Source organism: Lysinibacillus sp. FSL W7-1291 (assembly GCF_038593415.1).
Taxonomy (GTDB): Bacteria; Bacillota; Bacilli; order Bacillales_A; family Planococcaceae; genus Lysinibacillus; species Lysinibacillus fusiformis_D.
Window position 1 is genome coordinate 2973020 of sequence record NZ_CP151994.1, and the last position, 13474, is coordinate 2986493.

Consider the following 13474-nt stretch of genomic DNA (forward strand, 5'->3'; position numbering starts at 1 on the left):
CCACATGAAAGCGTTCACACAATATTCATAGATGTTGTAGGGGGAGAACTATTATGCGGATAAATTTTAAAAACTTAACAGTACAAGTGTTGATTGCCATTGTACTAGGGATCATTGTCGGGGCAACATTCCCTGAGTTCGGGGCAAAGCTAAAAATATTAGCGGACATCTTTATTAAACTAATTAAAATGTTAATAGCACCGATTATTTTCTTAACAGTCGTCATCGGTATTGGTAGTATGGGGGATGTCAAAAAGGTTGGGAAAATTGGTGGGAAGGCTTTAATTTATTTTGAAATTGTCTCAACATTTGCACTTGCGATTGGCTTAATTGTTGTCAATATTGTTCAACCAGGAAAAGGCTTTAATACAGATGCTGCCAGCGGTGCTGATGTTTCACAATATACAGATGCGGCGGCTGCAGAACATGGCTTAGGTGCTTTTATCATGCAAATTATCCCTGAAAATGTGGTAGGTGCATTAGCGAATGGTGAATTATTACCTGTCTTATTCTCAGCTGTTTTATTTGGACTAGCTGCAGCAGCGATTGGAGAACCAGCAAAACCTGTTATTAAATTTTTTGAACAAGTAGCAGATATTTTCTTTAAAATTGTTAACATGGTAATGAAAATTTCTCCTATTGGTGCGTTCGGTGCCATGAGTTATACAATCGGAAACTTCGGACTTAAATCACTTGGAAATTTAGGATTTTTAATGTTATCCGTCTATACTACAATGTTTATTTTTATTGTTGTGATTATCGGATTAATTACACGCTACTTCGGCTTTAGTATTTTTAAATTTATTAAATACATTAAAGATGAAATTTTTATCGTTATTGGGACATCTTCATCTGAATCTGCACTACCTTCCATGATGCGTAAACTTGAAAACTATGGTTGTTCTAAGCAAGTAGTAGGGCTCGTTATCCCAACTGGTTACTCGTTTAATTTAGATGGCACTTCCATTTATTTATCAATGGCTGCTATCTTTATTGCACAGGCATATGGGGTGGATTTAGATGTTTGGCATCAAATTACGTTACTAGCCATCTTAATGCTTACCTCTAAAGGAGCAGCTGGTGTAACAGGCTCTGGCTTTATTACACTTGCCGCAACATTGGCAGCCTTTCCTATGATTCCAGTAGAAGGAATTGCCCTATTAATTGGCGTAGATCGCTTTATGTCAGAGGCACGTGCAGTGACAAATCTAATTGGAAACGGCGTGGCAACAGTGGTCGTGTCAAAAATGGAAAAAGAATTTGATACGGAGCAAGAAAAACGTGCTCTTTCAGGACATACTTCAATGCCATAACAACAAAAAGGCTGCTGAAAGCGAAATATTCGCCATTTCAGCAGCCTCTTTGTTTGGAAATAAAGTGATTATGTTACATTGCTCGGCTTGTTCTTTAGTAAGTAAATTTTCTTGAAACCTCCTCGACTGCTTACTCGTATAGATAATGACTGGAGGTTTCTTTATGGCAACATTTACACTTACCTATCCAAAAGCTTTTAAAAGCTTTACGGATATCCCAATCGTGAATGAACACAATGAAACAATATGTATGCTTCAAAAAGTAGATCGTTCCTCTACTGGTAAAATACTGAATGCCGTCCTGCTAGTAGCGGCTCAGCAAACATTACCATATCGTTATGAAACGCGAACTACGTCAGGGGCACCACTTTTTCAAGTACAATCTACCCTATTAGCAAAAGGGGTCAGCCATCAAATTAGGATGCCTGATGGTAGCTCGATACCGATTCAGCGAAAAACAGTCCAATTATTAGAATCCTCTTATGCATTCAAAATGGACGATTTACATTTTCGATTTGAAAAGGATTTTACCTCTACAGCTTATTTATATTGCAATGATGAAAAGATTGCCAGTGCAAATCCTATTGAAAACGAACTAGTACGAACAGGCATACTATTTAAGCTTTTCCAAACAGACGATATGCACTTCGTTGCACTCCTAGCAACCCTTTATCAAGCACTCTTTGCATTCACTACATAGCCATGACAAAGGCATCGAGCGTTATTTCTCGATGCCTTTGTCATGACTTAAGATAGCTAATTTAGTTTTTCCCGCTGTGTATTTAATATGTTAATGACATAGGACTGATTTGGTGATGCATTTGTTTGTAAAATCTTTTTAATGGCTTGTTCCATCCTCATAGCTAACTGTAAATCTTCATGAGTGGCACTCTTTATCGTTGTTTGAATCGTAATGGTTGTTCGATTTTCAATGACTAAATATTCGTATACATCAAAAGTCTCTAAGCCTTTGATTAAATCTTCCATCAACAGGTTAATATCAGCCCCCAGCATTTTGTTGTCATCAAGCAATGAAGTAAACTCCCATCTTTCAAAAACAATCGAATAGTCCTTTAATGCGGAGGTTTTAATCACATTTTTTGCAATGGATTCCATATCTTTTTTGACGGACTGGAAATAGTCTTCTTCGCCTACAACCTGGATCACCAATTCCTTTTCTGCAGTCGTTTTGACATCAATGCCAACATACTTTTCAAGAAGCTTATCCTTCAATCTAGATAGGCTCAACTCTTCATTCGTAATAAGCGGTTGTCCCTCTTTTGTTGTTTCTGATTTATTATCTATTTTTATTTTATCAAACAGGATCAATAGAGATATGATGACGACTAACAATCCTATAACAAGCCCAAACCGTTTGACCATTGAATCCCTCCTGTTACGAAGGTATGACCCCATTCAAAACAATATTCACTGTTTTCATGGTCCTGTTCTATCAAATTTATCTCATCGAATAGCTTGTCATTGGATTGCTTATTTTTACCCACATATTCCGGGACACGAAATAAATTTGCTTGTTTTTGTCCATTCTGTGTTACGCTTTTCAAAAAGGAGTACACTAAAGGGGTAGTAATTCTATCATTTTGGAGGGTTTTATATGGGGACAAAAGCAGCGGAAATTAAAAATATGCTAACATTGAATCTACTTATACAAATTTTAGAGGAACGTGGCATTATGACTGATAAAGAATTAAAGGAACGCCTCACAAATACAGTAAAACTATCTTCTATGGAGAATGATTTAAAAGAAAAAGTCATTGAAGAAATCAAACATTAATGGTAGCTGTCTCAACCAAAGGGCCACTTTCATGTTGATCGTATTACTGAAAGTGGCCGTTCTATTAATTTGAAACTCATAGGAAAAATCTCTACTCCTGTTACGATTTCCATTGTAAAGTTGCATTTTATTTTAATATGGAACTACCTTCAAAAATGATCCTCCAGTATCCTTTGATTAATCCCTAATCCGATAGATTATTTCCTGTAAATTGATCAGGGGCCACTTGTTTCTTTACTTTCATTGCGATTAAATAAACAACGATCGAAACAAATAAAGATAGTACTGCAGGTAAACCCATTGGATTTACATATTGGAAATAGTACCCAATCATAACAGCTGTAACGACAGCAATCGTAGCCATCCAATTCCATCCTTTTATTTCAACCCATTGTCTTTTACGGATTAAAAAGAAGTCAGCAAACATAACACCTGCTATTGCTGGATAGAGCAAAGCCGTTAAATACAGGAAGTCTGTAAAGTAATCTAGAATGCCCATTAACGCAATGATTATGGCAATTATGGTACCAATAAATGTGAGTAATGCACGTCCCTTACCTGATGTCACATTTAAAACATTAGCTAACGCTAATCCCATACTGTAATTGTTAACCAATTGAGATGTCCAAGTAGCTAACCATAAGATGAGGAAACCCCAAACTGGAAAACCTAAATTCATCATAACATTCACGATATCAGGATCTCCCACACCCACAGACATGATGGCTCCTACAATAAATAGAGGGAATCCAATTAAAACTATCCCACTTGGAATAATAAAATTGTCTTTCCAAGTCGGCTTTGCGTAACGAGTGTAGTCAGAAGCAATTACCCATTGTGACACATTGACACCAATTACAAGGCTAATAGCTGCCATTATGGTCATCGATGGTTCAGGACTCCAAGATGCAATTGTCTGCCAGCCCGTATTTTTTAATGCTAAATAAATACCACCAACAATTAACAATAAACCCGATGGGACAGCTAAATAATCTGTCCACTTCATTGAACCATAGCCAATAATTGAAGGTGCAGCAAAAAGAAGACCTGCCACTGTCGTGACTATTGCCCAAGCTAACCAGTCATGTTTATAGTCAATCCCAAACATAGCAGCAATAGCATTTCCAGCAACAGCCGTTTGTAATGCCCACCAGCCAAGTGAAACAATAAATATTGTCAATCCAACTATTAACTTAGCTTGAACCGTTCCAAAGCTTGTTTTGGCAATAACTGAAGAAGGTAGCCCTGTTTTTGCACCGATATATCCTTGTAATGCATTACCAAGCCATTGAAAAACAAATAAAGCAATGATCAATATTAAAAAAATCTTACCTAATCCGAAACTAGCTGATAAACTTGCTCCTACCATTAAAACAGGAATGGTAAATTCAAGCCCACCAAATATCATTGTTGGTGTAATCCAATGTTGACGATCATTCTCTGGTATTGGCGTTAATGCAGGATCTTTCCCAAGCATAGATGTTTTTTCTGTGTTGACTTCATTTTTCATTTTACTTAACCCCCTTACTGTTTGTGTTTATTCGTAGCTTGTTTTCTATTATTTCTCTTTATCTTATATCCAATAGCGCATAGACAAGTTCAACCACTTCATCACTATCATTTTTACACCAATGAGGTTCTCCAGCAGGAATATAGGAAGCTTCTCCTTGTGAAATTCGGTAATTTTCTCCACCGGATTCTCCAGTTAAAGTACCTTTTACAATAAAGGAGTACTCATTTTCTAAATGAGAAGTTGTCCCTTCTAATGGTAACCGCTCCCCTGGTTTTATTTGGACAAAGCCAAACTTTATTTGGCTATCGTTGTATTTGTCTTGAAATAGGTTCTGTTGAACAATATCTTTCTGTGATACTTCTTTAATAATCATAGTTATTCTCCCTTTACTACTCGATTTCTTTCTGGCATTTCTTTAAAGCTGTAGTCTGACTCATCTACAAGAACATGAAAAATAGCTTCTGCTTCTTTTCTTGAAAAATAGCCATTTTTCACATCATGTGCTACCTGTTCCGCTGGACGTTTAAGTGGATTGCCATAGCCTCCACCCGTGCCAGTCATTAATTGAACCACATCATTTTTATCTAGTTTATATCTTGGATAGACCCCGAATGGTCCATCTACCTGGCCATTCGCTTTTTTTACATAAAATTCATTCGGCGAACCTTCATGTCCATTGTCAATCCCCCATGGTAAAAACTTATTCCTACCAAAGGTCACTGTTACTGCTTGATTGTCCGTCATGGCTCTATAGGATCTGATTACTCCTTTGCCACCAATGTATTCTCCAGCCCCTGCTCCATTTCTATCTTCTCTTAAACAATATTCATCAATTAACACACCATAGCGAGTTTCCGCTACCTCAATTGGCACATTATATGTCTCACCATCCGAAAAACAGAATTGACCAGAGGCTCCATCAGCATCGTTTCCGCCACCCCATCCACCTACTGATGGTTCAACAATTAAAAATGGCTCTCCTGTATCATGATGTGTACCACTTAACGTTACAGCACAAACGGATAAAAACTGACCAGCAGTTAATCGACTCGGTATATGTGGTGCCAAGGCTTTCCATACTAAATCTAAGCTGCCAAGCAAGGTTTCAAAATAATTGGACACAGGTACTGGTCTTTCCGCAGACATAATTGATTGAGGATCAACAATTATTTTTAGTGGTCTAAACACACCATCATTTACATCCTGCGCTGGATTTGTAATAGCTAAGAAGATTGCACGTACAGCTGATGCTAAACCTGTATAGGAACAATTCATTGGTCCAGGTACTTGAGGAGAACTTCCCCTAAAATCACAAATAAATTCATCATCTGATATTGTCACTTTCACTTTTATTGGAAATGGTCCGTTACCAATCCCATCTGTATCAATAAAATCTTCTGCGTAAAATTCTCCTTTAGGTAATCTAGCAAGCTCCTGCTTGGCCATCGCTTCGCCATGATCTAAATGATATTCAATTGCTGCCAATATGGTAGCTAATGTGTATTTATCACACAATTCCCTTACTCGTTTTTCTCCTGTTCGAAGAGCTGCAACTTGTGCAAACATATCTCCTAAAGATAGATCTGGGAATCGCACATTTGAACGTATTATTTCAACAAGTGCTTCATTCAATTTACCTTCGTCATAAAGTTTGATACATGAAAACTGTAGTCCCTCTTGAAATATGTCAACAGAATCGTTAGTAAATGAACCCGGATCCTTCCCTCCAACTTCAGTCCAATGAGCTTTATTAGCTGAAAAGGCAATTAATTGACCTTTATAAAAAATTGGCATTACGAGTCCAACATCTGAAAGGTGTGAACCGCCGCCTTGATAAGGATCATTAATTATAATGATATCTCCTTCTTTTAATTTATCTCCTGGATATTTTTTTAACGTTTCTTTTACCATAAAAGTGAGCATGCCGATAAAACCTGTCACACCATTACCCTGAGTTAATAAATTACCTGCTGAATCTGTTAAGCCACTCGCATAATCTAATACTTCATAAATAATGGGACTCATTGAAGTTCGTGCTAAAGCTACAAACATTTCATCTCCAGCAGATAGCAGTGCATCCTTCACAATTTCTAAAGTAAATGGATCAATTTGCGGATTGATTGCAGTCATTACGCTTCCTCCTTTTCAATAACAATATTTCCATAAGCATCTATATAGAGTGATTGCTTATGATAGATTACGGTAGCTGCAGCTCTTTCTTCCACAATAGCAGGACCACTTATCTTCATTTCAATAGGTAATAGCTCACGATCATATATATTTGTTCTCACCCAGCCATCATTTTCAAAATAAACATTGCGTTGTTCTATTAATGCGTCTTGTAAGCTAGTATGGCGCTCAATCGTTTTTAATTTAGGTTTACCAACCTTCCCAAAGGCCGTCACATGAATATTAACGATTTCTGTCTCTGCTTCTGGTAGTTTAAATGTAAAATTCTTTTCATGTAATAAATTAAAATCTGCAATCGCTTTATCTAACACTCGTTGATTCCATTCACCGCCCTCTACAGGTACCTTCACAGTATGCTCCTGGCCTAGATAACGCATATCTGCATAGCGTTGGAAAAATACATTATCTTTGTCCATACCTTCTTCTTGGAAATGTTGGAATGCCTGACGCTCAATATTTGCCCATATTGAGTTCATTTTTGTTAAATCAAGATTATTCATTCGTTTAATGTATGTTTGAATATAATCATGACGTAAATCTGTCATGAGCATCCCCCATGCGGAAAACACCGGTGATGCGATTGGAATAATAACCTTTTTAACACCTAATTCCAATGCTAACGCAGGTGCATGCATCGAACCTCCCCCACCAAATGCAATCAAGGTAAAGTCTTGAGGGTTATGACCTTTACGAATAGAAATCAACTTTAGAGCATTTAACATATTGGAATTGGCGATACGAATAATTCCAAGTGCCGCTTCTTCAGCAGACATATGAAAATGTTTCCCAATTTTTTCTTCAATTGCATTTTTCACATTGTTCAAATTCACCTCGTAATCAAAGTTCTTCGGTGATAATCTACCAGTTAATAAATTTGCATCCGTTGTGGTCGGCTCTGTTCCACCTTGACCATACGCAACTGGGCCTGGTCGAGCACCCGCTGACTGCGGCCCTACTTTTAATGAACCTGCACCATCAATCCATGCAATGGAACCACCACCGTTACCAATCTCAACAATATCAACAACTGGTGTTTTAATTGGATAACCTGCGCGTCGAGTATCTTTTTCGATATAGTAATCTGTAGAAACTTTTACTTCGCCATTTTCAATCAATGAACATTTCGCTGTTGTTCCACCAATGTCGAAAGCAATAATATTTTTTTCTCCTAGTAATTCACCGAGTACCGCTGCACCTAAAATACCAGCAACTGGGCCTGATTCTACCATATTAATTGGTAAACGCTTCGCATTATCAAATTTAGTGGTACCACCATTTGACTGCATAATATAACTTTGCTCTATATCAATAGTATCTTGTAATTTTTGCTCAAGTCGATCAATATAAGTTGTTGCAGTTGGTTGTACATAAGCATTTAAAACCGCTGTATTAGTGCGTTCATATTCACGCCACTCTTGTGTAATTTCACTGGAAGCGGTTACCTGAACTTCTGGCCACAATTCCTTTATTTTTTCTACAGCTGCTTTTTCATGCTCGTTATTAACATAGGAGTGTAAAAAAGAGATTGCAATGGCCTCAACCTGTTCCTTCTTGAAATATTCAACTATTTCTTCTAGTTCATTCATTTCCAGAGCTGCTAATACTTGTCCCTTATAATTAAGTCTTTCAGTTACTTCTCTGCGTAAATATCGTTCTACAAATGGCTGTGGTTTTTGATACTTAACATTAAATAAATCAGGTCGATTTCCACGAGCAATTTCCAACACATCCCTAAACCCCTTAGTTGTAATTAGACCCGTCTTTGCTCCTTTACGCTCAGTTAAAGCATTGATAATAACCGTTGTGCCATGGATAAACATTTCTAAATGCTGTTGATCCACTCCACTTTTCTTAATAACATCAATGACTCCTTGTTCAAAATTTGGAGGAGTTGTATTACTTTTTTCATAGCCGAAGTTTCCATGTTCATCAACATACACTAAATCTGTAAATGTACCCCCAATATCTGTTGCGACTCTCATTCCATCCACCCAACCTTCCTTTTTTTAGAAAATCACTGGCGTTAACACACTTAAAACAATACTTTCTTCATTCAAAGGATTTTCCCATGAATGTGGAACTTCAGAAGGATAATGAATTGTTTCACCTTCTCTAAGAAAATATTCTTGCCCATCAACCTTAAATAGGACAGCACCCTTTAATACGTAATAAAACTCTTCCCCTGGATGACTCGATTCTTGATTTTTGTCCATTTGACCCGGGGCCAGCTTCACAAGCAATGGTTCAAGATTTCTTCCACTAAAATGTCCATTAAGTCGCGTATATTCTATCGAAGATGCTTCTAATTTAAATGGTTTGCGATCAGTTTCTTTTACGACATACGTATTATTTGAATCGGACTCAAAAAAGTAGGTGATCGGAACTCCAAATGCATCAGCTATTTTTTTTAGAGATGTAATAGCCAGTGAAGATGACCCCCTTTCTATTTGTGAAAGAAAACTAATCGATAAGTTTGTTTTTTCACTTAAATTCTTTAATGTCATGCCTTGATCAATCCTTGTTTTTTTTATGGTTTGATGAATATCTTCCAAATTGCCACCTCTTTTTTTGATTACACTGTATTTTTTGAAGTATAACTATAATTTTTTTAATAGTATCATATTATTTTCAGAATTGAAAGAATATTTTTAATTTTAGTATTTTCACAAAAATAAAAAACTCCATTCACCGTACTAGTGAATGGAGAAGAGTTATTTTATTAACACATTTAAGCAAAAAAACAATATGCACATAGAACGTGCATATTGCCATGAAATTATGATCGAATTGTTTTTAAAGCGGTTGCCCACGGTACGAGCTGATCTAACATTTGATGAACAGAATCTGCTTGCACCTCTTTTGGTTTAAAGACAGAGCCATTTTCAAAATCAGTAAATAAAGATAGTGCTGGATGCACACGGACATCGGCAACTAGTAATTCTCCAAGAATACCTCGTAAATGCTCAGCTGCACGAGCACCTCCAACAGAACCATAAGAAACGATTCCAGCAGCTTTATTATTCCATTCCACTCGTAAATAATCTAATGCATTTTTTAATGCACCTGTAATGGAGTGATTGTACTCAGCAACAATAAAGACAAAGCCGTCGCATGCTCCGACTTTTTCTGACCAGGCCGCTACTCCTGAAGCATCTCCGCCCGGCTCCCCTAAAAGCGGTAATTTAAAATCAGCGATATCAATTATTTCATATTCCGCATCACGACGTTTTTCTGCCACTTCCTTTACCCATGTGCCAACCTGTGGGCTTACACGACCCTCTCGCGTACTTCCTAAAATAATGCCGATTTTTAACATATGACGCCTCCTCTTTTTCATCCGTTCTTGTGACTCCATCATCGTTCATTGTACGCGATCGCCACTCGTAACCATTTTGGTCAGGAACATACCCCTTTATTCATCACTAATTTGTCAGCCTAGAATAATCAGAATTAAATTAACATAATTTTTTATTTTCTGTCAATTATTTAAACTAGAGGGGCGATTATTTCATTTTAATAGGTTGCTCCAATGCCTCCAATTCCTCCTCAATAGAGGCATATTGTCTTTCCACTACATATTTGGCATCGGATAGAGCGGCATTATAAATATGAGGAGCAATATGTTCCTTGATAAAATCGAATACACGCTCTGCTTCAAATTCACTAATATCCTCATCACGCTGATTATAGAAAAACCGTTGAATATCAGCCAGTATCATTTCTTGCTGATCTTTTGATAATCGAATAAACAAGTCAAATCTCCCCATTCCTATTCTTTGATTTCTCCTCCATCTTATCACTACCTATAGATTCTTTGCCTATTAAAAAAGGCTGAATACTAATTCTACTAGCATTCAGCCCATAGTGTTGACAAACAAAACCATCCATAGAATTTATGTGAAAGGTGAAAAAGGATTTCCGTTGCAGGCTACTTGCTTTCCTGTGGGCGAGCGCCGAGCCGCTCCGTTTAGAGGCTCGCCTGTCTCGCTATCCCACAGGAGCCAAGTAGCCTTCCACTCCACTCCATAAATTTAGCAAAGGTTCAAGTGAAGGTATTCACTACTCTTTTATGGAGGGGTGTTGTCACACATCACTTCTCCACATTGAAAATAAGAAGCTATCTTTTGCAGAATGGTTGATTGGAGTGGAGCCAGCGTCACTCCTAGGGGATTTAGCGTCACAGAGGAGACCCTGGAGCGAACGCAGTGAGTGAAGCGGCTCATCGGACGCCCCCTGGAAAGGACGCTGGCGGAATGGAAATCAACCCCTCGCCTTTCAAAATTGCTTATTCTGCCGTTGACATTACCTTTTTTCAACAACATAGGCTGAATACTAGTTCCACTAGCATTCAGCCACCATCTTATTGTTTACATTCAAATGAATAGCTAGTGGATAAAAAGTTTTTTTCCTTTGATACAATCGCTTGTCCACCATCATTTTCACATTGCTGTGCCATCGCATCTATTTTCTTGTCATTGATCGTATTTGTCATCACCGTCATACCAATGCCAAAAACAGCAATGAATAAACCAATTATAATCCATAACTTACCCGTCTTATTGCCTCCAGGTCTATCATTCGCCACATTTGTTCCCCTCGCTTATACAAATAAAAATGGTTCTGTATTGATGGTTGATTGTACAAATTCAACATGGTATTTTTTATTCTCACATAGTTCAGCCATTTTTTTGGCTACCCCTGCAATCATCACCTTTTCTACATGATGACCCGGATCTACAATTTGCAAATCAATGGCTTGTGCGTCCTGTGCTGTATGGAAGTACATATCACCCGTTAAGAAAACATCTGCTCCAGCGCGTTTTGCCGCATAAATATATTTATTGCCGTCTCCACCAACAAGCGCCACTCTGTTAATCTTCGATTGTAAATCACCAACCACACGAACTGCTGGAACTTCTAACTGCTGCTTTACAAATTCTGCAAATTGTTGTAGCGTCATTTCTTGTGGCAAGTATCCTACTCGCCCCAACCCCATAACATTAGTTTGCTGCTCAAGACGTATCACATCATAAGCGGGTTCCTCATAAGGATGACTAGTAAGCATCGCCTTTAACACGCGGTTTTTGATGGATTCAGGAAATACGACCTCGACCTTTACCTCTTCCTCGACATGTAATTCATCAATAGTGCCAACGAATGGATTTGCTCCTGCTAATGCACGGAATCGTCCTTCTCCAGTCGTCGTATAACTGCATGCTTCATAGTCACCAATACGACCTGCCCCAGCCTTTGCTAGAGCCTCACGTAATACTTCTGCATTGGCAGTAGGTATAAAGACAGCTAGCTTGAACAGATTTTCGGCATACGTTTCTTCTAATATGGAACAATTTTTTAGCTGTAGGGCATCTGCTAGTAGATCATTGACCCCACCTTCAGCTACATCTAAATTAGTATGGGCCGCATAAACAGCGATATCGTGTTTAATCAGCTTTTCATATAGGCGTCCCGCTGGTTGATCTGTGCGGATATTCGACAGACGTCTAAAGATTGGTGGATGGTGCGCGATAATCAGCTCACAGCCCTTTTCTATTGCCTCGTTTGCAACAGCATCATTAACATCTAACGTCACCAATACTCTATGGACAGGTTTATTGAGTGTCCCTATAGCTAACCCAATTGGATCATTGTCCATGCAAGCAAGTTTCTTGGGCGACCATGCTTCGAACACTTGAATGATTTCTTGACCATTCACGGTTTTCATCTTACAAAACTCCTTCCACTAAATGTATCAGAGCCATTAACTCTGCACGCTTTTCTTCAATTTCAGGTGTTTGTTCTGCCTCTTCAATGGATTGTAGCACTCGTTGCCAGTTGTCTTTTTCGCGTAACCATTTTTTCATAAATGCTGGTGATTTGCGCTGGCTTAGTTTAGGACCAAATAAAATCTCTGCTGTAGATAGCTTCATTTGTCCTCTTTGCAATACAAGGATTTCATAGATTTTATCATCTTCCTCTAAGATCTCTTCATCCAGAATCGCCCACTGATGTGCTAACGCCCACTCACGAATGACCTTAGCATGAATATTGGGCTGTAAAATAAGACGTGTGACACCTTGAAGCTTTTCAGGATACTTATCTAGGATGGAAACAATCAAAGGTCCACCCATCCCAGCAATTGTGACTGTGTCCACATGGTCAGTCATTTCAATCGCTGCTAATCCATCTGCAAGACGTACGGTAATCTTCTCCGTTAAGCCTTCCTTTTGTACTTGTCCTACAGCTGATTCATAGGGTCCTTTTACAACCTCTCCTGCGATGGCACGAGAAGCAGTTCCCTGATGAATCAAATAGCATGGTAGATAGGCATGGTCACTACCGATATCTGCCATAATAGCTCCTGTGGGAACAAATTTTGCTACTGTTTCTAATCGTTTTGAAAGTTTTTGTGCGTTCATTTTATACCGCCTATCTTCAATAGAGTCCATTAATAGTATGGATGATGTCGTGAAAAAAAACAAATGGAGTTGCCCCACATTTTTTGTGGACAACCCCATTTTTATTATGTAGCTGAAGATAAAAGTAGCTGTACTATGTCAGTACAGCTCAGACTGTAGACAAACTCGATGAATTTTGAGTTTGCCTACAGTCTTTTTTCTTTTACAATGAAATAAAGTAAAGCCGTTGATTTCCACTACGGGCGGA

At 38.2% G+C, this 13474-nt stretch carries 14 protein-coding genes; 3 read left to right on the forward strand and 11 right to left on the reverse strand.

The genetic code is table 11. The features are described 5' to 3' along the window. The first annotated feature begins 53 nt into the window (after positions 1–53). Together NST76_RS14420 and NST76_RS14425 are read left to right on the forward strand one after the other, a co-directional pair. Positions 54–1313 (forward strand): dicarboxylate/amino acid:cation symporter, encoded by a 1260-nt coding sequence (locus tag NST76_RS14420; RefSeq protein ID WP_342544072.1) that lies wholly within the window; start codon positions 54–56, stop codon positions 1311–1313. 163 nt (positions 1314–1476) lie between these two features. Continuing rightward, positions 1477–2013: a hypothetical protein gene (locus tag NST76_RS14425; protein WP_036120461.1), complete on the forward strand. Its 537-nt coding sequence runs from the start codon at positions 1477–1479 to the stop codon at positions 2011–2013. Positions 2014–2069: 56 nt separating this feature from the next. Here NST76_RS14425 and NST76_RS14430 read toward each other — a convergent pair whose 3' ends face one another. Next, positions 2070–2696, reverse strand: a complete 627-nt coding sequence (locus NST76_RS14430) for a hypothetical protein (protein WP_058844115.1) — start codon at positions 2694–2696, stop codon at positions 2070–2072. Between the two features lie 232 nt (positions 2697–2928). On the opposite strand from NST76_RS14430, the gene NST76_RS14435 reads away from it, so the two are divergent. Beyond that, positions 2929–3108, forward strand: coding sequence for a hypothetical protein (locus NST76_RS14435; protein ID WP_036120467.1), 180 nt, complete (start codon positions 2929–2931; stop codon positions 3106–3108). Positions 3109–3292: 184 nt separating this feature from the next. Here the strand turns inward: NST76_RS14435 and NST76_RS14440 are convergent, their stop codons facing one another. The 10 genes from NST76_RS14440 to NST76_RS14485 all read right to left on the reverse strand — a co-directional run bounded on the left by NST76_RS14440 (position 3293) and on the right by NST76_RS14485 (position 13227). Then, entirely contained in the window at positions 3293–4618 is a 1326-nt protein-coding gene (locus NST76_RS14440; protein WP_058844114.1) for a cytosine permease, read from the reverse strand. 58 nt (positions 4619–4676) lie between these two features. Beyond that, positions 4677–4994: a cupin domain-containing protein gene (locus NST76_RS14445; RefSeq protein WP_036125397.1), complete on the reverse strand. Its 318-nt coding sequence runs from the start codon at positions 4992–4994 to the stop codon at positions 4677–4679. Positions 4995–4996: 2 nt separating this feature from the next. Further along, a complete protein-coding gene (locus NST76_RS14450) occupies positions 4997–6751 on the reverse strand; it encodes a hydantoinase B/oxoprolinase family protein (protein WP_058844113.1) in 1755 nt (584 codons plus the stop codon). Further along, positions 6751–8793: a hydantoinase/oxoprolinase family protein gene (locus NST76_RS14455; RefSeq protein WP_036125405.1), complete on the reverse strand. Its 2043-nt coding sequence runs from the start codon at positions 8791–8793 to the stop codon at positions 6751–6753. The genes NST76_RS14450 and NST76_RS14455 overlap by 1 nt, the downstream gene beginning before the upstream one ends. Positions 8794–8817: 24 nt before the next feature. Beyond that, complete coding sequence (locus NST76_RS14460) at positions 8818–9363, reverse strand: XRE family transcriptional regulator (protein ID WP_036125407.1); 546 nt, start codon at positions 9361–9363, stop codon at positions 8818–8820. 224 nt (positions 9364–9587) lie between these two features. Next, positions 9588–10127: an NADPH-dependent FMN reductase gene (locus tag NST76_RS14465; protein WP_036125410.1), complete on the reverse strand. Its 540-nt coding sequence runs from the start codon at positions 10125–10127 to the stop codon at positions 9588–9590. Positions 10128–10314: 187 nt separating this feature from the next. Further along, positions 10315–10563 (reverse strand): DUF2164 domain-containing protein, encoded by a 249-nt coding sequence (locus NST76_RS14470; RefSeq protein ID WP_036125412.1) that lies wholly within the window; start codon positions 10561–10563, stop codon positions 10315–10317. Between the two features lie 608 nt (positions 10564–11171). Continuing rightward, positions 11172–11396, reverse strand: coding sequence for a hypothetical protein (locus NST76_RS14475; RefSeq protein ID WP_249646117.1), 225 nt, complete (start codon positions 11394–11396; stop codon positions 11172–11174). Positions 11397–11411: 15 nt separating this feature from the next. Further along, entirely contained in the window at positions 11412–12533 is a 1122-nt protein-coding gene (locus tag NST76_RS14480) for a Nif3-like dinuclear metal center hexameric protein (protein WP_342544074.1), read from the reverse strand. Position 12534: 1 nt separating this feature from the next. Continuing rightward, positions 12535–13227 carry a tRNA (adenine(22)-N(1))-methyltransferase TrmK gene (locus NST76_RS14485; protein ID WP_058844762.1) on the reverse strand — a complete coding sequence of 231 codons (693 nt, stop codon included), beginning with the start codon at positions 13225–13227 and terminating at the stop codon, positions 12535–12537. Between the last annotated feature and the right edge of the window lie 247 nt (positions 13228–13474).